The organism is Ahrensia sp. R2A130 (assembly GCF_000179775.1).
Lineage (GTDB): Bacteria > Pseudomonadota > Alphaproteobacteria > Rhizobiales > Rhizobiaceae > Pseudahrensia.
The window spans coordinates 1-19,072 of the sequence record NZ_AEEB01000003.1 but is presented as its reverse complement, the minus strand read 5'-3'; the positions used below and the strand labels follow the sequence as shown (position 1 = coordinate 19,072).

Here is a 19,072-nt window from a genome sequence, read left to right as displayed (position 1 = left end):
CCTCTTCAAAGGCGCGGCATGAAAACGAAGGTGGTTATTCAGCCGCTTCCGGCATGACGTAATCTTCGTCTTCTTCTTCGATTTCGAGTTTGGAATTCTCCAGCTCGACCGACAGACCCAACGAACGCATTTCCTTGACGAGAACGTTGAAGCTCTCGGGAATACCGCTTTCGAAGGTGTCGTCGCCACGGACGATGGACTCGTAAACCTTGGTACGACCGGCGACGTCATCGGATTTCACCGTGAGCATCTCCTGCAGCGTGTAGGCTGCGCCATAAGCTTCCAAAGCCCAGACTTCCATTTCGCCGAAGCGCTGGCCGCCGAACTGCGCCTTACCACCGAGCGGCTGCTGTGTGACCAGCGAGTACGGACCGATGGAACGGGCGTGGATTTTGTCGTCCACAAGGTGGTGCAGTTTGAGCATGTAGATGTAGCCCATGGTGACCGGACGGTCGAAGGCTTCACCGGTACGGCCATCATAGAGCGTGGACTGGCCGGACCCGTCGAGGCCCGCCTGTTCCAGCATGTCAACGATGTCAGGCTCATGCGCGCCGTCGAAAACCGGCGTTGCGATACGCACACCGGATTTCAGCTGGTCGGCAATACGAACGACGGACTCGTCATCGTAATCGCGCACAGGCTCGTTGCGGTCGTTTTCAGGGTAGATCTGTTCGATCTCGGCGCGCAGCGCCTCCTGCTTACCGGTCTTCTGGTATTCTTCCAGAAGGTGGCCGACCTTTTCGCCCATACCGGCACAGGCCCAACCCAGATGGGTTTCGAGGATCTGACCAACGTTCATGCGCGATGGCACGCCGAGCGGGTTCAACACGATATCCGCGTGGACACCGTTTTCGAGGAACGGCATGTCTTCGATGGGCATGATGCGGGACACAACACCCTTGTTGCCGTGACGGCCGGCCATTTTATCGCCCGGCTGCAGCTTGCGCTTGATGGCAACGAAGACCTTGACCATTTTCATGACGCCTGGCGGCAGTTCGTCGCCACGTTGCAGCTTCTCGACCTTGTCCATGAAGCGGTCCTGAAGGAGCTTCTTGGACTCGTCGTACTGGCCGCGCAGCGCTTCGATCTGGCCCTGTGCTTTTTCGTCGTCGATGGCGAACATCCACCACTGGCTTTTCGGGTAGTTGTCCATTTCCTCTTCGGAAAGGGCCGTTCCCTTCTTGTAGCCTTTGGGGCCAGCGATGCCGGACTTGCCGTCCAACATGCCAACCAGACGCGAATAGACGTTGCGATCTAGGATCGCCTGTTCGTCGTCGCGGTCCTTCGCCAGCGTTTCGATTTCTTCACGCTCGATGGCCATGGCGCGTTCATCTTTTTCGATGCCGTGGCGGTTGAACACGCGCACTTCCACCACGGTACCAAAAGCACCGGGGGACATGCGAAGCGAGGTATCGCGAACGTCAGACGCCTTCTCACCAAAGATGGCGCGCAGAAGTTTTTCTTCCGGCGTCATCGGGCTTTCGCCCTTCGGTGTGATCTTACCGCAGAGGATGTCGCCCGGGCCAACTTCGGCACCGATATAGGTGATGCCTGCCTCATCGAGGTTGCGAAGCGCTTCCTCGGAGACGTTGGGAATGTCGCGGGTGATTTCTTCCGGACCCAGCTTCGTGTCACGCGCCATCACTTCGAATTCTTCGAGGTGTATGGAGGTGAACACGTCGTCGCGCACGATGCGCTCGGACAGCAGGATGGAGTCTTCGAAGTTGTAACCGTTCCACGGCATGAACGCGACGAGCACGTTGCGGCCAAGCGCCAAGTCGCCAAGATCGGTCGAAGGACCGTCAGCGATGATGTCGCCTTTGTTCAAAATGTCGCCCACACGAACCAGCGGACGCTGGTTGATACAGGTGGACTGGTTCGAACGCTGGAACTTCTGCAGGCGGTAGATATCGACGCCGGACTTGCCGGGATCGAGGTCTTCCGTAGCGCGCACAACGATACGAGTTGCGTCCACCTGATCGACCACACCGCCGCGCTTGGCGCCGATTGCAGCGCCGGAGTCACGGGCAACGATCGATTCCATACCGGTACCAACGAATGGTGCCTCGGCACGCACCAAAGGCACGGCCTGACGCATCATGTTGGCGCCCATGAGCGCGCGGTTGGCGTCATCGTTTTCAAGGAACGGGATGAGAGCAGCAGCAACGGATACCAGCTGCTTAGGCGACACATCCATGAGGGTGATTTCACCAACGGGCAAACGCTGAACGTCGCCCTTGCGGCGGGCAATCACGGTGTCGTTTTCAAAGGTACCATCAGCACCCAACGGCGCGTTGGCCTGAGCCACCGTGTATTTCGCCTCTTCCATAGCCGACAGATAAACGACTTCCGCCGTCACCTTGCCGTCTTCGACCTTGCGGTACGGGCTCTCGATGAAGCCGTACTTGTTGATGCGCGCAAAGGTCGCCAACGAGTTGATGAGACCGATGTTCGGTCCCTCCGGTGTCTCGATGGGGCAGATGCGGCCGTAGTGGGTCGGGTGAACGTCGCGGACTTCGAAGCCTGCGCGTTCGCGTGTCAGACCGCCCGGGCCAAGCGCCGAAAGACGACGTTTGTGGGTGATTTCCGACAACGGGTTCGTTTGGTCCATGAACTGTGACAGCTGGGAGGAGCCGAAGAATTCACGCACCGCAGCAGCAGCAGGTTTCGCGTTGATGAGATCCTGCGGCATGACCGTGTCGATCTCGATGGAGGACATACGCTCTTTGATAGCGCGCTCCATGCGGAGCAGGCCGACGCGGTACTGGTTTTCCATCAATTCGCCGACGGAGCGAACACGGCGGTTGCCGAGATTATCGATGTCGTCGATGTCACCGCGACCGTCGCGCAGTTCCACCAGCGTTTTCATCACCGACAGAATGTCTTCTTTGCGAAGAACGCGCACGGTGTCTTCCGCATCGAGGTCGAGACGCATGTTCATTTTCACACGGCCAACGGCGGACAGGTCGTAACGCTCACGGTCGAAGAAGAGCGACTCGAACATGGCTTCCGCAGATTCAAGCGTCGGCGGCTCACCAGGACGCATGACGCGGTAGATGTCGAACAGGGCTTCCTGACGCGACGAGTTTTTGTCGGCTGCCAGCGTGGAGCGCATGTAAGCGCCGATGTTCACGTGATCGATGTCGAGAACGTCGAACTCGGTGTAGCCGAGTTCCATCATGTCGACCAACGTAGGCTGCGTGCCAGCCTTGCCGTTGTTGGCTACCGGCTCGCCGGTTTTCTCGTCCAGCTCCCAAACCAGCTCGTCGCCGGCTTCGAGGAAAATCTCACCGGTTTCCATGTTGACGATATCTTCAGCAACATAACGGCCGTTGATTTCAGACGGTGCAACGCGGATGCGTTCGACCTTTTCAGCCAGATCGCGGGCGACGCGTGCCGTCACCTTCTTGCCAGCTTCGTGGACGGACTTGCCGGTTTTGGCGTCGATAATGTCTTCGATCGGCGTGGTGCCCTTCAGGCGCTCCACGTCGAGCGGCATGGTCCAGCCTTTTTTGTCACCCTCGAAGGTCACTTTCACATTGTTGTAGAAGTGCTCGAGAATATCCTCGCCCGTCAGGCCAAGCGCCATGAGAACTGAGGTTGCAGGCAGTTTGCGGCGACGGTCGATACGCGCGTAGACGATGTCTTTGGCGTCGAACTCGATGTCCAACCAGGAACCGCGGTAAGGAATGACGCGCGAAGCGAAGAGCAATTTGCCCGACGAATGAGTCTTGCCTTTATCGTGATCGAAGAACACGCCCGGCGAACGGTGCATCTGCGAGACGATCACACGCTCCGTGCCGTTGATGATGAACGTGCCATTGCCGGTCATGAGCGGCATGTCGCCCATGTAAACTTCTTGTTCCTTGATGTCCTTGACGGACTTCGCACCTGTATCTTCGTCGATATCGAACACGATGAGGCGCAGCGTCACTTTAAGTGGCGCGGAATAGGTCATGTCGCGCTGGCGGCATTCCTCGGTGTCGTATTTCGGTGGCTCGAAATCGTAGCGCACGAAATCCAGCTGGGCGGAACCGGAGAAATCACGGATCGGGAAAACGGAGTTGAAGACGGCCTGCAGGCCCTCGTCACCACGGCCACCTTCGGGCTCGGCCACCATGAGGAACGCGTCGTAGGACGACATCTGGACCTCGATGAGGTTTGGCATTTCCGCCACCTCGGTGATGTTGCCATAGACCTTGCGGACGCGGCGGCGGCCGTTGAAAACTTTTGTTTGGGACTTGGAAGCCATGCTGGAAACGTCTCTCCGTATGCAGGATGTCCGGCCACACCATAAAAGGTTGGAAGGCGGACCGGGAAAAATGACGGCCACGCGGCTCGCGATTGGAATCACGAAACAGCGCGTTCACGCTTTCGGGCCGGTGCTGCTCGCGGCATCGTGAACAGGAATATTTCCGGTCCAACATGCTGTAAACGCACAAAAAACGGTCGTCGCCTATCCATTCGGCAACACCGGTTTACGTACTCGATAACGAAAATAACTCCCGATCCCATGCAGCCGGAACGGTGAGCCTTGTCGTTCATATAGCCAATGAAAGCCCAAAAGTGAAGGGGTTCCGGCGTTCTACGGCGTTGAAAAGTCGCAATCGCATCTCGCGGCACGCCGAAAGCGCAGCTAAGAGGATTGAATGAGCATTTTATCCAACCCGTATCGCAGCGACGCCAGCAGCTTTCCGCTGCCTGCCGACGTTCCCTCCCCCTCCACCGCTGTGGAGCTTCCGCAAGCGCTGCTGGCCCATTGCCCTGCCCACGCGGCCACGCCGATGATCGAGGCGCAAGCGCTGGCCGATGATCTGATGATCGGCGCGCTTTACATAAAAGACGAACGCCCACGCATGGGCTTGGGCAGTTTCAAGGCGCTGGGGGCAGCAGCGGTTATCGCAGATGAAGCGGCCCAAGCGGCAGACGACGTGCCGGACGCCGCGACATTGAAAGGCCGCACCTATGTGACGGCCAGCGCGGGAAACCACGGCATGTCGGTCGCCGCAGGTGCCGCGATATTCGGCGCAAATGCAATCATCTACTTGTCGGAAACCGTGCCCGCCGCCTTCGCCGGACGGTTGCGTGATAAGGGCGCCGATGTCCGCATCGTCGGCCACGACTACGAAGCCTCCATGGCTGCTGCCATGCAGTGCGCGAAGTATGAAGGCGCGACGCTGCTATCGGACAGTTCGTGGGACGGTTACACCGCCCTGCCCCATAAATTGATGGAGGGCTACACCGTTCTGGTCGCCGAGGCAGTCGAACAGTTGGACGAAGCGCCGACCCATATCATGTTGCAGGCGGGCGTCGGCGGCATGGCCGCAGCAATCGCCGCTTATGCCCGTAAGGCGTGGGGCGATAATCCGCAGATCATCGTGGTGGAGCCGGACGCAGCGCCCGCGCTTCAAGCAGCTATCGAAGCGGGCGAATTCGTCGCCGCCACCGGACCAGTCTCCAACATGGGTCGTCTGGACTGCAAGGAGGCCTCGCTCATCGCGCTGAAAGGGCTTGCGCATGATGCCGACAGCTTCATGACGATCAGCGACGACCACGCCGCACGCGCCACTGATCTTCTCACCGATGCCGATCTGGCAAGCACACCATCGGGCGCGGCGGGGATAGCTGCGCTGTTCGACCCGGCAACCCGCGAGAAACTGGGCATGGACAAGCAGTCCCGCGTGCTTTGCTTCCTCAGCGAAGGTGCTGATAGCTAATGGAGCGCGGATTTCCGGCGCAAGAATTCGCAGCCCGAAAGGCCATGCTGCAAGCAGGTTTGGATTCCAACGGTCTCGATGCACTGCTGCTCACCACGCCTGCCGATATCGGCTACGTCACAGGTTTCCTGACCCGCTTTTACGAAAGCCCCACGCGGCCCTGGTTCGTGATCGTGCCGCGCCAAGGCGATGTGGTTGCCGTCATTCCCGCCATCGGCGAACCGCTGATGCGGCGTTGTGGCGTGACCGACATCCGCACATGGCCCGCGCCGCGACCGGCGGATGATGGAGTATCGCTGCTTGGTGAAACGCTGCGCGAAATCGCAGGACCGAGTGGCACCATCGCTATCCCAAGTCATCTTGAAACCCACCTGCGGATGCCGATGGCGGATTTCGAAAAACTGCGCGCCGACAGTGGCCTGACCTTCGGCCCGGACCACGGCGTCATGGCAGCAGCGCGGGCGATCAAATCCGATGCGGAAGTCGCAAAGATCGAACATGTCTGCGGCATCGCCGGTCGCGCTTTCGACCGTGTTGGCGAGATCGCCCGCGTCGGTGTCGGGTTGGACGACGTGTTTCGCCGCTTTCAAATGCTTTGCCTAGAAGAAGGAGCGGAAGCCGTCGAATATCTTGCTGGTGGCGCTGGCCCGTTCGGCTACAGCGACGTCATTTCACCGGCCACGGATACCCCGCTCGCATCCGGCGATGTATTGATGCTGGATACCGGCTGCGTGGTCGACGGCTACTTTTGCGACTACGACCGCAACTTCGCTATCGGGCAGCCCGACCCGTTGATGCGTGACGCCCACGCCCGCTTGCTGGAAGCAACGCAAGCCGGATTCGAAGCCGCCAAGCCGGGCGCGACCGCAGCCGATCTATTTCACGCAATGGACGCGATCGTCACCGGCGGCGCGAACGACCCGGCATCAGGCAGGCTCGGTCACGGGCTTGGCATGCAGCTCACCGAAGGCTGCTCGCTGCTGCCCCACGACCGCACAGAACTGCGGCCCGGCATGGTGCTGACTTTGGAACCCGGCATAGCCACCCGCGACGGCAATATGCTGGTGCATGAAGAAAATATCGTCATCACCGACACAGGCGCGCGCCCGCTAACCCGTTTCGCCACCACCCTGCCCGTGCTGGACTGAACCATGCCAGCGCTCCCCTACAATTTGGACGAATATCGACTGCCCTGCATCGGCGCGATCGTGTTGCAGGCAGACGAAACCCTGGAGGGCGATCTGCGCCGCGCGTTCCCTGCCGAGAAGGTGGACCTCTATATTTCCCGCGTGCCCAGCGGCGCAGAAGTGACGCGCGAAACATTGGCCGCGATGGCCGATGACATGACGGCATCCGCCGCGCTCTTTCCACCCGTACCGCTAGCGGGCGTCGCCTATGGCTGCACGTCCGGCGCGTCCGTCATCGGCCCTGCGCGGGTGGCGGAACTGGTGAAGGCGGGTTGCAGCGCTGAACAGGTGACAGACCCCCTCACCGCGCTCATCATCCGTTGCCAGCGTGATGGCATCACACGGCTCGCGCTGTTGTCGCCCTACATCGCATCCGTCAGCCAAGGGCTGATCGACGCGCTGTCGGAAAGCGGAATCGAGACCGTTTCCTTCGGCTCTTTCGAAGAGGCCGAAGAGGCGAAGGTCGCCCGCATCGACAAGCCATCCCTCATCGAAGCTGCATGTGAGATCGCGAAAACGGGCGACGCGCAAGCCGTGTTCCTGTCCTGCACGAACCTCAAAACACACGACGCCCTGTTGGAAGTCGCCCGTCGCACCGGCATGCCCGCCCTGTCCAGCAATTCAGTGCTGATCGATCATCTACGGCAGATGATTGGCTAGGCCGTCACGCCAAGGCGTCACGAAACCTTTACGTCTGCTCAACCTTGTTTTTTGAGCTCCGCTCAACCTCATATTTTGAGTTTCACTCAACCTAGTTTTTTGAGTTTCACTCAACCGTCTTCCTTGAACCCGCGTTATTCCAAAAGGCGTATTCCTGACTGCATAATTTGCAGGGGAAAGGCCCAATCATGTTTCGTATCGCAGCACTCGCTCTTATGAGCGTCATGTTCCTGTTCACCGCACCGCAAGAGGCGCAAGCAGGCATTCCGTACACATTCGGCAGCCACGTTTCCAAAGTGTCGGACCTGCCCGAGATGGACGCGCTGAAACGCGACGGGGAGATGATGACGCTGGGTTTCGAGCACGACTATTACAGCGTCGCTTTCATTCCGCTGTGGGGTTCGACCGAGGGGCGCTATGTGCTCTACACCTACTCCGGTCGCAGCACGAGCTACGTACCACTGCCTGCTGAAATGGAACCGGCCATCGCGCAACTACTGGGCAAGCAGTCGCTGGAGCCGCAGCCCTTTTCAAAATTGTCGATGATCTGGGGCTCCTTCATTCTAGGCCCACTCGTTCTGATCGGTCTGGCCAAGCAGGCGAACGAAAACCGACGCCAGAAATCAGGCGAGACCGGGGAATATAGCGCCGCAGAAATGGCTGCCTATCGGGCAGCAGCGGCCCACCATCCTGCTACCCAAAACCCGGCAGCCGCGAGCTCTCCACCACGCCCTGCTGGCGGTGGATTTGGAAAACGCCGCTAACCGCCTTCAAACATTTGAGACGACCGGGGTGGGGATTTTTATCCCCGCCCCTTTTCTATGTCCTATCCTGTCCACCTCACCCTGCATGAGCCGGTCGTCCGGACCGACCTGATGATCGTGGGGTGACGATCCTTCCGTCGCGCGCCGTGTAACGAACGGAGACGCGGGCGGAGCTCTATGTCGCACCGGCAGAGCTGCCACAACAGCTTCGGGACCGGACGTCGAACGTCAGTAATGGCGGGCCGAAGGCAAGGCCGATGGGGACTTTCGGGTTCTCATCTTCGGGGAGGTGACGGGAATGGTGTTGAGACACATCCGCAGCAGGATCGAGCGGGGCGAAGGCGTATGCCTTTTCGCCTGAGACTACAGGCTAACGGCAGACTTCTTCGTCCCGCTGGCTCATCTTTTACGGGGTCGCTTACGCTTTGGCGCAGCCAAAGCGGCGACACCTCGCTCCCCGTTCGGACGTCGTGAGGCGGATCGATATTTCTGCACGTCCGCAACCCATCACTCCGCTGTCATTCCCGCGAAGGCGGGGACCCACTTCGCAACGAAACAGAAGGGGAAGAGGCGCGCTTATGCTTCCCTGCATTCATCATCTCGCACCCATCCACTGCCGCGTCTTGCGGATAAGTGAGTCCCCGCCTTCGCGGGGATGACAAAGGAGGAGTCTGGTGCGGTTGGTTCGTTCGAACCTCATAACAACAAGCGGAAGTGTCTTTTCATCACGGCGCAACGACTCCATCTTGTGACCAACGATGAGACAATGCGAACGAACCCATGGACCTGAATTCCGACTTCTCCAAACGCGCCATCGTCCACGCCGGAAGCATGGATTGGAAAGCCTCGCCCATGCCCGGCGTTGACCGACGCATGTTGGACCGCATGGGTGGTGAAGTGGCGCGGGCGACATCCATCGTGCGCTACGCAGCGGGCAGTCATTTTTCCGAGCATACCCATACGGGCGGCGAAGAGTTTCTCGTTCTAGATGGCGTGTTTCAAGATGAGCACGGCGATTTTCCAGCCGGAACCTATGTCCGCAACCCACCCACTACGGCCCACACGCCAGGCTCAAAAGAGGGCTGCACAATATTGGTGAAGCTTTGGCAGTTCGACATGGATGACCGAAACCAGTTCCACATCGACACTACGTCGGCGGAGTTCTCTCCCGTTGCAGGAGCAAACGGCGTCGAACGGCTGACGCTGCACGAAGATGCGCGCGAAACAGTAAGGATGGAGAATTGGGAAGTCGGTGCGGACGTCCCAGTCGATGCGCCCGGCGGCATCGAAATTCTTGTGCTGGACGGCAGCTTCACCATCGATAGTGAAACCTTCGTGCCGCAAAGCTGGCTGCGCCTGCCCAAGGGCGATCAGCTAGTCGCAACAGCAGGATCGGAAGGGGCACGGGTATGGATCAAGAGCGGGCATCTGGCGCAAGCACCGCAGCCGCAGTCTGCGTAACGACCCAAAGAAAAAGGCCCCGCCCGGTTTCCCAAGCGAGGCCTTTTAGCAAAAACGGTGCGGGCTGAGCCCGCGCCAGAATTACTTGAGTTCGACAGAAGCGCCAGCTCCCTCGAGCTGCTTTTTGACTTCTTCAGCTTCACCTTTGGAGATGCCTTCTTTGACGGCCTTCGGTGCGCCTTCGACGAGGTCCTTGGCTTCTTTCAGGCCGAGGCCTGTGATTGCGCGGACTTCTTTGATGACGTTGATTTTCTTGTCGCCGGCACCGGTGAGGATGACGTCGAATTCGTCTTTTTCTTCGACAGCTTCAGCAGCCGGGCCAGCAACGGCAGCAGCAGCAGGAGCAGCAGCAGAAACGCCCCAATGCTCTTCGAGCATCGTGGAAAGTTCAGCAGCTTCCATCACGGTAAGTGCGGAAAGGTCGTCAACGATCTTTTTGAGATCAGCCATGGTCATAGTCCTTGATGTTGGTTGCAGCATTCGTGGTTACGAAATGTCTGCGGATTTGTTCGAAAGTGGGTGTCGGGAAATGCCTTATGCAGCTTCCTTCGAGGAGTATGCGCCGATGACGCGAGCGACCTGTGTCGCAGGCGCTGCGGTGAGCACAGCGATACGCTGTGCCGGCGTTGTGATCATACCGATCAGCTTGCCGCGCAGTTCGTCCAGCGATGGGAGTGATGCCAGCGCCTTGACGCCATTGGCGTCCAGTGCTGTCGATCCCATGGCTCCACCAAGAACGACGAGCTTGTCGTTTTTCTTGGCAAAGTCGCTGGCCGCTTTTGGTGCCGCAACGGGGTCTTCTGCATAAACCAACACGGTTGGTCCCTGCAGATATTCACCCATATGAGCGGCATCGCTACCCTCGAGAGCAAGTTTGACAAGGCGGTTTTTCGCAACGCGTACCGTGCCGCCGGCCTCGCGAGCCGAAGCACGAAGCTCCGTCATCTCTGCGACCGTCAGACCGGTATATTGCGCCACCACGACGGAGCCCGCGCCCGAAAGCACGTCCTTCATCTCGGAGACGAAATCGCGTTTTTCCGCTCTATCCATGTGTCTCTCCAGTTTGCCCAAACAGTACGCAAGCGTATCCGAAGGGGCGGTTCATGTTTGCCGGTGCAAGCACCGACAGTTCAGACCCTGCCCCCTCAGCCAGTCTTGCGAATGGAGAGGTTCGTGTTCGAACAGGCACCGATTAAAACGCCAAATCTGTTCTCACCGTCTGTGCAGGAAATTAAGACGCGCCAAAAAGCAAATCGTCACCAGCAGTCTCGGACAGGAATGCAACTTGCGCTGCGAGGCCGTGTTTAGCGGATGTGGGGTGGAATGCAAGCATCGCTAACTCTGATAGCACTCGATTTATTTTGTCCCCGACGAGAAAAAGTTAGGCAAGATAGCGCTCCTATTTCCTAATCGCGCTCGTTGCATGTTTGGATTGGCTCGCAACGTTTTAGACACATGAGTATTCCAAATTACGAGAATCGCGTTACATTACGAGAATAACGGCTTACAGCCGAAGGATGCTCGGCTAGTCCAACGTGACACGACGTGTGGCTAGCTAAGACTGCTAAAAAAATAGGGATAAGGTCGCTTAGAAAAGGTATATGAATTGAAATTTCCGCCATCTCAAAACAGGCACCTCACGGTCGATCAGGATACGTTGCGCGAAGCTCTGCTTTACGTAATGCAGAGCCTGATGAAATTGAAAGGTGAGAAACCATCTCAATATGAGATCGTAAAATCGCTATTCATCGCCGATCGAGTTCACTTGTTAGAATACGGCAGACCAATCACTTTTGACAATTATGTTGCAATGAAAGACGGTCCTGTAGGTTCATTTGCATACGATCTTTTGAAACCAGAGCGTTCTGCTTTGCGCGTAAATACATTCGGCTCTGATGACTTGTACGAAATTATTGATGCTGGCAGTTACAACCTGTTCCAGCCTACCCGTAAATCCGACCTGTCTTATTTTTCTGAAACTGATATTGAATCAATGGAACAAGCAGTTACTTTCGTGGCTGAGAACGGCTTCAATGGCGTGTGGGAGCATACTCACGCTCTCCCAGAATATGAGACAGCATGGAATTCACGGGGCAGCACGGCTGCTCCGGAAATGAATATGTCAATCGCACTTCCCAATAAGAGAAAATCTCAAACTGCAACTATCGCTGAGCTCTCGAAGAACTTAAGCGATATGTAAGTGTACGACGCTGGAACGGTAATTTTCGCTGCTACTGATGATGTTCTCGGGCAAGAACGTGCCATTAAATATCATCTGATAGTCTGCAAAAGCACCTTGAGAGCACTTTATATCTGCGGAGATGGTTATCCTGGTGATTTCGAGATTTTGAAAACTGATTGTAATGGCCTTGAATACGAACGTAGCTACATTTCTCTTAGTCGAGTTGTGAATGCGAATAACGTCCTGAACAATCCAAAACCTAAAGAAATTTGCGTTCTTGAGGATGAATTTCTCTGCCGCCTATTGGACGCTGTGACATCTTCAAGGACTCTGCCTCTTCGCGACAAGAAAAATATTGAATATGGGCTAGGCAAGAAACTGCAATTCTAGCGCGCATTAAAGCTGTGGAGTGCGGTAATCCAGTGATTGTTATTGCGTCAAAAAAGAGTTCGCAAAGATCATAGAACACCAACAAAAAAGGCCCCGACGTTTCCGCCGAGGCCTTTTTCAAATCGTATAGCGTCGCCAGCTTAAGCAGCGGGCATTGCGCTGGACACGTCGACTTTTACGCCGGGGCCCATTGTGGAGGTGACCGCAATGCGTTTGACGAAGGTGCCTTTGGCGCCTGCGGGCTTGGCTTTCAGCACAGCTTCGATGAGAGCACGGACGTTCTCCTCGATTGCGGATGCTTCAAAGCTGGCCTTGCCGATACCGGCGTGGATGACGCCGGCTTTTTCAACGCGGAATTCCACGGAGCCGCCTTTGGCGTCTTTCACAGCCTGCGTCACGTCCGGGGTAACCGTACCAACGCGGGGGTTTGGCATCAGACCACGGGGGCCAAGAACCTTACCGAGACGACCGACGAGGGCCATCATGTCCGGTGTTGCGATGATGCGGTCAAACGGGATGTCGCCACCCTGAATGCGCTCCATGAGGTCTTCAGCGCCGACAACGTCAGCACCAGCAGCGGTTGCTTCATCAGCCTTGGCGTCACGAGCGAAGACTGCAACGCGCATGTCTTTACCGGTGCCGTTGGGCATGGTGATGACGCCGCGGACCATCTGGTCAGCGTGGCGCGGGTCGACACCGAGGTTCATGGAGACTTCGATGGTCTCGTCGAACTTTGCGGTGGCGGCTTTCTTCACGATCGCGATTGCGTCGGTCAGCGGGTAAAGCGCTTTGCGGTCGATCGACTCACGGGCTTCGGCGGTGCGTTTTCCAAATTTAGCCATCGGTTCAGCCCTTCACTTCCAGGCCCATGGACCGTGCGGAACCCGCAATGATCTTCATGGCCTGATCGATATCGTTGGCATTCAAGTCTTTCATCTTGGCTTCGGCGATTTCACGCACCTGAGCCGAGGTTACAGAACCAGCGACCGTACGGCCGGGCTCTTTGGAACCGGATTTCAGACTGGCAGCCTTTTTCAGCAGGAAGGACGCCGGTGGCGTCTTCATTTTGAAGGAGAAGGACTTGTCTGCAAAAATGGTGATGGTCACGGGCACGGGTGCGCCTTTTTCCATCTCCTGCGAGGCAGCGTTGAACGCCTTGCAGAATTCCATGATGTTGAGACCGCGTTGACCCAATGCTGGACCGATTGGCGGGGATGGCGAGGCGGAGCCTGCCGGCACCTGAAGCTTCAGGTAGCCATCAATTTTCTTGGCCATTGTGTTGCCTTTGGTTGTGGTTCGCGGGGTGCGAACCGGTTCAAGGTTGCGTGGTTAGGTTTGATCCACCGGCCAGGTGAATGTCGCCTCCCACGCTGTTGTTTGCGCTCACGCTGTCGGCCACAAGTGGCCTTCGCTGCGTGGGCGCGGCGAGATTCTCGCCGGATGGCTCTTCGCCATCTTTCGGTTTCCGCTAATGCGGATACCTCACAGCCCGATCAAAAGATCGGATTGCAATTCAGTTGGCTCAGACCTTTTCGACCTGAGCGTATTCGAGATCGACGGGCGTTGCGCGTCCGAAGATGGAAACTTCGACTTTGAGGCGGGCGCGTTCTTCGTCCACTTCTTCCACCGTACCGGAGAAGGATGCGAACGGACCGTCGGAAACGCGAACGCTTTCGCCGATTTCGAACGTGACGGAGGGCTTGGGTCTCTCCACGCCTTCCTGCACCTGGTTTAGAATGCGGTCGGCCTCGCGGTCAGGGATCGGCATAGGTTTGTTGTCGGAGCCCAGAAAGCCGGTCACTTTCGGTGTGTTCTTAATGAGGTGGAACGCCTGATCGGTCATGTTCATCCGCGCCAGCACATAGCCGGGGAAGAACTTGCGTTCGGCATCGACCTTTTTGCCTTTGCGGACCTCGACGACCTTTTCAGTCGGCACGAGGATCTGCTCGAACAGGTCTTCAAGACCCTTCTGACGGGCCTGTTCCAGAATGCTATCCACCACCTTCTTTTCGAAGTTGGAATAGGCGTGAATGATATACCACCGCATGGCCATAAGGGTGCCGCGCTCCGTTTGAATGATTGTTGTTTTAGGCTTTAGCCGAACAGGAAGCCCGTGCCGTAGCTGAGAAGCTGATCGACAACGAAGAAGAAGATTGCGGTGAGGAACACCAAAATGAGGGTCATTATGGTCGTGACCACAGTTTCCTTGCGGGTGGGCCAAACGACCTTTGATACTTCTGCACGAACCTGCTGAAGGAAAGTGAAGGGATTGGTACGAGACGCCACGCGGAAATCCTTGCGATAAGTTGGTCGAGCACGCCTTACGGCGATGTTGCTCCACTATATAAACGGTTTAACGGCGGTTTCGAGGCCCAACGGCTGAAAGCTGCAAAGCCCACAAGCCCATCGGCCCGCACCTACCGGTTAAGCCGAGGTCGTGTTTAGATGTGTGGGGGTAATTTAGCAACCGTTCAAACGGCTGGAATGTGGGGCGGTGGACGTGATCTGCACTGAGGGGATAAAACGGTCAATCATCGCTGTGAAGAATGTGCGGTCTTGTGAGCTTCGCAACTGGATCATCCTGGCGATAGCTTCACAATGTTATAAAAGGGCTGCTGGTTTAATAAGGGTATTTCTTACCGGAGCCACCAGCGTTTTTGATTTTTCTAGCGCGATTGGCGTCTTCCAACGTTGAGATAGTTTCGTCCTCGGTGTCAGCGTCCAACCCGTGTTCCATCATGAGTTCTAAGACTCTAGAACCGGTGCTGTTGGAATTTCCCCTGATGGCATCTCTGCACTGTGTCATTGTCATCGTCCGCACTCCCGTCGCGGTTGCAAGTTTGAAGTCTGGCATCACTGCCCAACACTGAGACGGCTACCCCTGCCCTTTCAGTGCTGCTGGGTGTTTGTGCAGAGGCCATGTGAAAGCAGCGCAACAGAAACGTCGTAAAAACGTGAAAAATGCATCTGTCCGAAATTTTACGCATTTGGGGGAGCGCAAAATTTACGCTAGAAGAAACACCTCATAGGTCGTCGTATGCAAGTTTAAAAATGCAGGGGTTGAACGCACAAACGGCACAGTACGAAATCAATAAAACTGACTTCAAGTTATTGAATTAAATAATATTTTTGAAAATTTTACGCATCGCATAAAACACCTTTCAGAAGAAAATCAATATGAATACCCATCAAGCACAAACGTAATTTCAGCGTAAAATTACTTGATTTTTGTATTTCTGAATTCCTAGAATAATTTTTGGAAAGCATAGCGTAAAAAATTCAAACCACGCTTGTGGCCGCCTTTGAGGGAATCAAAACATGGCAGATTGCCGATTGAGACTGCTAGGCGGCACCGATGTTGGTGATTCTGGAAATCTGCCAGGCCGCAAATCACTGGCACTGCTGGCCTATATTGCCGACCCGCGAAATGCTGGCGTTAGCCGTGAAGAGGCAGCCGAGTTGCTTTGGGATCGCAGTGGAGAAGCGCAGGCACGGGCGAGCTTGAGGCAGGAACTTGCCAGTTTACGCCGGAGCCTTGCTGCAAGCGATTGGGAACCGGTTTCCGGCGAAAAGGATCATCTGCGGTTTATCGGGGAAGACAGCTCGGTCGACACCCGGCTTTTCCATGTGCTTGTGGCCGACGGCAGCACCGAGTCTTTGACCGCCGCCGCCCAGCTTTATCGCGGGCCGTTCATGAAGGGCTTCAGCATTCGCTCAGCGCCCTTTGAAGATTGGTTGAGAGATAGTCGCGTCCATTACGAAGCCACGGCCATTAGCGCGATGACGACGTTGCTTGACCGTGCGAACGAAGACGATTCGATTGATGTGGAAGACATTGCACGCAGCATTTTGACAATCGACGCGACCCAAGAGCGGGCCCACCGCGTTTTGATGTCAGCGAGCATAAAGGCAGGCAGACAGGCGGAGGCTCTTCGCCAATACGACAGATGCGCCGAAGCCCTTAAGCGTGATCTCGACGCACGTCCGTCTGCAGAAACGGAACAGTTGGCGAAATTGGCCCGCAGTGGTGGTTCCGCTGCGATGCCTACCGGCACCGGTTCTTCGTTTGATGAAACACAGGGTGCATCAGGCAGCGCAACAAGCGTCGATCCTGATCTATCTCAAGCTTCGCAAAGCACCCAATTGACCGCGACTGCTGAGCCCACGGCATCTACCAACGAACGGAAAAAACGCAGCTGGGTTCTGCCGGTAGTTGCTGTTGCAGCCATGATCGGCCTACCGGCTGCCGGTGCAGCAGCACAGTATTGGGCAGCTGGAAGCCGTATCGCACCGGATAATCTCTTGTGCCGGATGAACCTGATCGCAGAGGATGATACGCCGATAAAACTGGCGGGAATTATGCCGTTTGATCAAAACCACGGCAAACGGCAGCGCTGGGGTATCCTGCGGTACTTGCGCGACCATCGAGCCAATTACCCGTTCGAAGTCACAATCGACATTCACGACAGCAAGGGCGATCTGGAAGAGGTCAACAGGATTTTGGCTGAAATGGAGGGCGACAAGCCAGCCGTCGTCCTCGGCCCGGGCCAGTCGCGCATCGCATGGGACGCTAAAAACTGGGGCAACAAGCACCAAGTGCCCATGGTGTCGTCATCAGCATCAGCCGGATATCTCGCGCAGCCGGGAGAGCGTGACTATTTCTTCCGCGTTGGCATGTCCGACCGCACACGCGCAAAGTCGCTGGTGGATTGGATGCAAAATCTGGGCATGAACCGCAACCCGTATGTGGTCCATGAATACGCGCCAAAGACGCCGGGCACGAACGAACCGAACATCTACGGAGCTTCGCAGGCGGCTGTTGCAAAGGATCACTTGGGCCGCGTGACCACGCTGCGCTTTCTGCGTGGCGATGAAGAGAGCCAGATGGCGGCAATTGACCAGATCGAAAATGACGGACGTCCTATCGCCATGTTCGGCTACACGTCGAACCTGACGTTCATGATCATGGAAATGCAGCGCCGCGGCATCACAAACCCGATTTTTCTGACGGGTGTGGTGACCGCCGCGCTTGAGGAAGCCGGCTTCCCCTACCCAGATAAATTGCATGTCGTGACCGGCATCGTTTCAGAAGCCCGCAATCTCGCAACCTCCGCCCGGCTACGCCGCATCTTCGAAGATGACAACCCTGACCTAGATTACGATTTGGCCGCCTGGTATTCCTACGATGCGACGGAAATGGTGATGGATGCGGTATCGCGCGCCCGTAACGAAACCTGCTCGGGCACCGTCACAGGCGAAGCAATGGCACGTCAGCTGCGCCTTACACCGACAAAAAAACGTGAGGTTCTATCGACGAGTTTCCTCGCCGATACGCAGGAAATCTTCATCGAAAATGACGGGTTGAAGATTGTGAATGGAAAATTCCGTCACGTTGGGCTTGGCAACTAAAAATCTACACTGCAAGAGCTTGTTTGTGAGGTCACATTGGTCGAAAAGCGGGCATGCCGTCCGTCATTGATTACGGGGGCTTGAAATGCGGACCCTTAGCTCAGCTGGATAGAGCAACTGCCTTCTAAGCAGTAGGTCACAGGTTCGAATCCTGTAGGGTTCGCCACTTAAAGAAACCTAACTACCAAGAATTACTCATTCCCAATCTTCATAGGGAAATCGAAGGTACCCTCTCGAACGCTCTAGACGTACTTCTCGCCAATCTAGGCCCCGGTTGATGAACTCGCGTTTATGATGGAGTGCCATAAATCCAATCCACTCTTCAAAAACTTCCAATTCTTTCTGAAATTCACCCAATTCTAGACCACCCATAAGAACTTTATCAGCTGTAATCAGAAAGGCACCATCACCAATTAAACATCCATTATGATTGTGCACTTCAGGCTTTGCTGACGTGCCAGTCTTGGTATCGCGGCCATGTTCAAGAAAATCCCTCACATTTTTGAGGCTTTCAAGTTTCTTGATAATGACCTTGCGTTGCTCTGGAAGTAGCAACCAGTCCTGCCCCTTGAACCGTAAAGCTCGGTACAATCTCCAGCTATCCGCTATGGCTTGATAGGCCAACGCCCGTGAAAGATCGCTGGAATACCCTCCTAAACGCATCTCCATCGCTCTCTCGGCGTAAGGGGACGGAAGCGAACCGGGCCACTGAGGTTCTCCAGGCGCCTCTCCCGCCACCTGTAGAGTTCCGAAAGCAAAACCTTGCGAAAGCCGAATGCAATTTAGAGCGGATTCTAATAATAGAGCTGCGTCTTCGTTGTGGTCATAATTAGCAGACAGCAACTTTATACGTGTCTCATTTTCTCCTGTCATAACTGCTCTTTCTACGGCAGGAATAATTTGTCCGCCGCATAGGATTAGAAACGTAGGGAGTTAGTGTGTCCACGGAACCTTGCGGTCGTATTTGAAATTGTCGGAATAGGAAACGGCGCTGCGGCGGGCTTCCTTTGGTTCCTGAACGCGGTACGCGATATCGTTGCGCTCTGCGTAGTCGACCGCATCTTCGCGGGTCTCGAAGCGCATGGAAACCTGTGACAGCGTATCGGATGTGGCTGTGTAGCCCATCAGAGGGTCAGTGCCCTTACGGCCTTCGGCTTCGTATTTGAGAACCCAATGCTTCGCTTTGCCCTTGCCGGATTGCATAGCTGTGCGGGCGGGACGGTAGATGCGTGCGATCATCTGCGAGAAGCTCCCCTTTTGCCGCACAATGGCAATTCATTAGGCAAATTATCATTGTGCAAA

The 19,072-nt window shown here is 56.2% G+C and carries 18 protein-coding genes and 1 tRNA gene; 9 read left to right on the top strand and 10 right to left on the bottom strand.

The features are described 5' to 3' along the window. Positions 1-34 precede the first annotated feature (34 nt). Positions 35-4,252, bottom strand: coding sequence for a DNA-directed RNA polymerase subunit beta (gene rpoB / locus R2A130_RS00870; protein WP_009462923.1), 4,218 nt, complete (start codon positions 4,250-4,252; stop codon positions 35-37). A gap of 397 nt (positions 4,253-4,649) precedes the next feature. Between rpoB and R2A130_RS00865 the strand changes: the two genes are divergently transcribed. The 5 genes from R2A130_RS00865 to R2A130_RS00845 all read left to right on the top strand — a co-directional run bounded on the left by R2A130_RS00865 (position 4,650) and on the right by R2A130_RS00845 (position 9,789). Continuing rightward, entirely contained in the window at positions 4,650-5,717 is a 1,068-nt protein-coding gene (locus tag R2A130_RS00865) for a pyridoxal-phosphate dependent enzyme (RefSeq protein WP_009462921.1), read from the top strand. Beyond that, complete coding sequence (locus R2A130_RS00860) at positions 5,717-6,865, top strand: Xaa-Pro peptidase family protein (RefSeq protein ID WP_009462920.1); 1,149 nt, start codon at positions 5,717-5,719, stop codon at positions 6,863-6,865. The genes R2A130_RS00865 and R2A130_RS00860 overlap by 1 nt, the downstream gene beginning before the upstream one ends. A 3-nt stretch (positions 6,866-6,868) precedes the next feature. Then, on the top strand, positions 6,869-7,564 hold the full coding sequence (locus tag R2A130_RS00855; RefSeq protein ID WP_009462919.1) for an Asp/Glu racemase: 696 nt from the start codon (positions 6,869-6,871) through the stop codon (positions 7,562-7,564). A 188-nt stretch (positions 7,565-7,752) separates the two neighbouring features. Then, positions 7,753-8,328, top strand: a complete 576-nt coding sequence (locus tag R2A130_RS00850; RefSeq protein ID WP_009462918.1) for a hypothetical protein — start codon at positions 7,753-7,755, stop codon at positions 8,326-8,328. 780 nt (positions 8,329-9,108) lie between these two features. Further along, positions 9,109-9,789, top strand: a complete 681-nt coding sequence (locus tag R2A130_RS00845) for a cupin domain-containing protein (protein ID WP_009462917.1) — start codon at positions 9,109-9,111, stop codon at positions 9,787-9,789. An 81-nt stretch (positions 9,790-9,870) separates the two neighbouring features. Here R2A130_RS00845 and rplL read toward each other — a convergent pair whose 3' ends face one another. Together rplL and rplJ are read right to left on the bottom strand one after the other, a co-directional pair. Then, positions 9,871-10,239: a 50S ribosomal protein L7/L12 gene (rplL, locus tag R2A130_RS00840; RefSeq protein WP_009462916.1), complete on the bottom strand. Its 369-nt coding sequence runs from the start codon at positions 10,237-10,239 to the stop codon at positions 9,871-9,873. An 84-nt stretch (positions 10,240-10,323) separates the two neighbouring features. Next, positions 10,324-10,839 (bottom strand): 50S ribosomal protein L10, encoded by a 516-nt coding sequence (gene rplJ, locus R2A130_RS00835; RefSeq protein WP_009462915.1) that lies wholly within the window; start codon positions 10,837-10,839, stop codon positions 10,324-10,326. Positions 10,840-11,395: 556 nt separating this feature from the next. Here rplJ and R2A130_RS17315 point away from each other — a divergent pair. Together R2A130_RS17315 and R2A130_RS00825 are read left to right on the top strand one after the other, a co-directional pair. Beyond that, positions 11,396-11,989, top strand: coding sequence for a Panacea domain-containing protein (locus R2A130_RS17315; protein ID WP_009462913.1), 594 nt, complete (start codon positions 11,396-11,398; stop codon positions 11,987-11,989). Beyond that, a complete protein-coding gene (locus R2A130_RS00825) occupies positions 11,990-12,361 on the top strand; it encodes a hypothetical protein (protein WP_040304465.1) in 372 nt (123 codons plus the stop codon). 140 nt (positions 12,362-12,501) lie between these two features. Here R2A130_RS00825 and rplA read toward each other — a convergent pair whose 3' ends face one another. The 5 genes from rplA to R2A130_RS00800 form a co-directional block, all read right to left on the bottom strand. Next, positions 12,502-13,203 (bottom strand): 50S ribosomal protein L1, encoded by a 702-nt coding sequence (gene rplA, locus R2A130_RS00820; RefSeq protein ID WP_009462912.1) that lies wholly within the window; start codon positions 13,201-13,203, stop codon positions 12,502-12,504. Positions 13,204-13,207: 4 nt separating this feature from the next. Beyond that, entirely contained in the window at positions 13,208-13,636 is a 429-nt protein-coding gene (gene rplK / locus R2A130_RS00815) for a 50S ribosomal protein L11 (RefSeq protein ID WP_009462911.1), read from the bottom strand. A 247-nt stretch (positions 13,637-13,883) separates the two neighbouring features. Then, positions 13,884-14,414, bottom strand: a complete 531-nt coding sequence (gene nusG, locus R2A130_RS00810; RefSeq protein ID WP_009462909.1) for a transcription termination/antitermination protein NusG — start codon at positions 14,412-14,414, stop codon at positions 13,884-13,886. Positions 14,415-14,455: 41 nt separating this feature from the next. Beyond that, positions 14,456-14,647: a preprotein translocase subunit SecE gene (secE, locus tag R2A130_RS00805; RefSeq protein ID WP_009462908.1), complete on the bottom strand. Its 192-nt coding sequence runs from the start codon at positions 14,645-14,647 to the stop codon at positions 14,456-14,458. Positions 14,648-14,981: 334 nt separating this feature from the next. Then, positions 14,982-15,173: a hypothetical protein gene (locus R2A130_RS00800; RefSeq protein ID WP_156798349.1), complete on the bottom strand. Its 192-nt coding sequence runs from the start codon at positions 15,171-15,173 to the stop codon at positions 14,982-14,984. A gap of 506 nt (positions 15,174-15,679) precedes the next feature. Between R2A130_RS00800 and R2A130_RS00795 the strand changes: the two genes are divergently transcribed. Then, entirely contained in the window at positions 15,680-17,770 is a 2,091-nt protein-coding gene (locus R2A130_RS00795; RefSeq protein WP_009462905.1) for a BTAD domain-containing putative transcriptional regulator, read from the top strand. A gap of 89 nt (positions 17,771-17,859) precedes the next feature. Further along, positions 17,860-17,936: transfer RNA gene (locus R2A130_RS00790), tRNA-Arg, on the top strand. A 29-nt stretch (positions 17,937-17,965) separates the two neighbouring features. Here the strand turns inward: R2A130_RS00790 and R2A130_RS00785 are convergent. Together R2A130_RS00785 and R2A130_RS00780 are read right to left on the bottom strand one after the other, a co-directional pair. After that, positions 17,966-18,643, bottom strand: coding sequence for a hypothetical protein (locus R2A130_RS00785; RefSeq protein WP_040304457.1), 678 nt, complete (start codon positions 18,641-18,643; stop codon positions 17,966-17,968). 60 nt (positions 18,644-18,703) lie between these two features. Further along, positions 18,704-19,009, bottom strand: coding sequence for an ETC complex I subunit (locus tag R2A130_RS00780; protein ID WP_009462903.1), 306 nt, complete (start codon positions 19,007-19,009; stop codon positions 18,704-18,706). Positions 19,010-19,072: the final 63 nt, after the last annotated feature.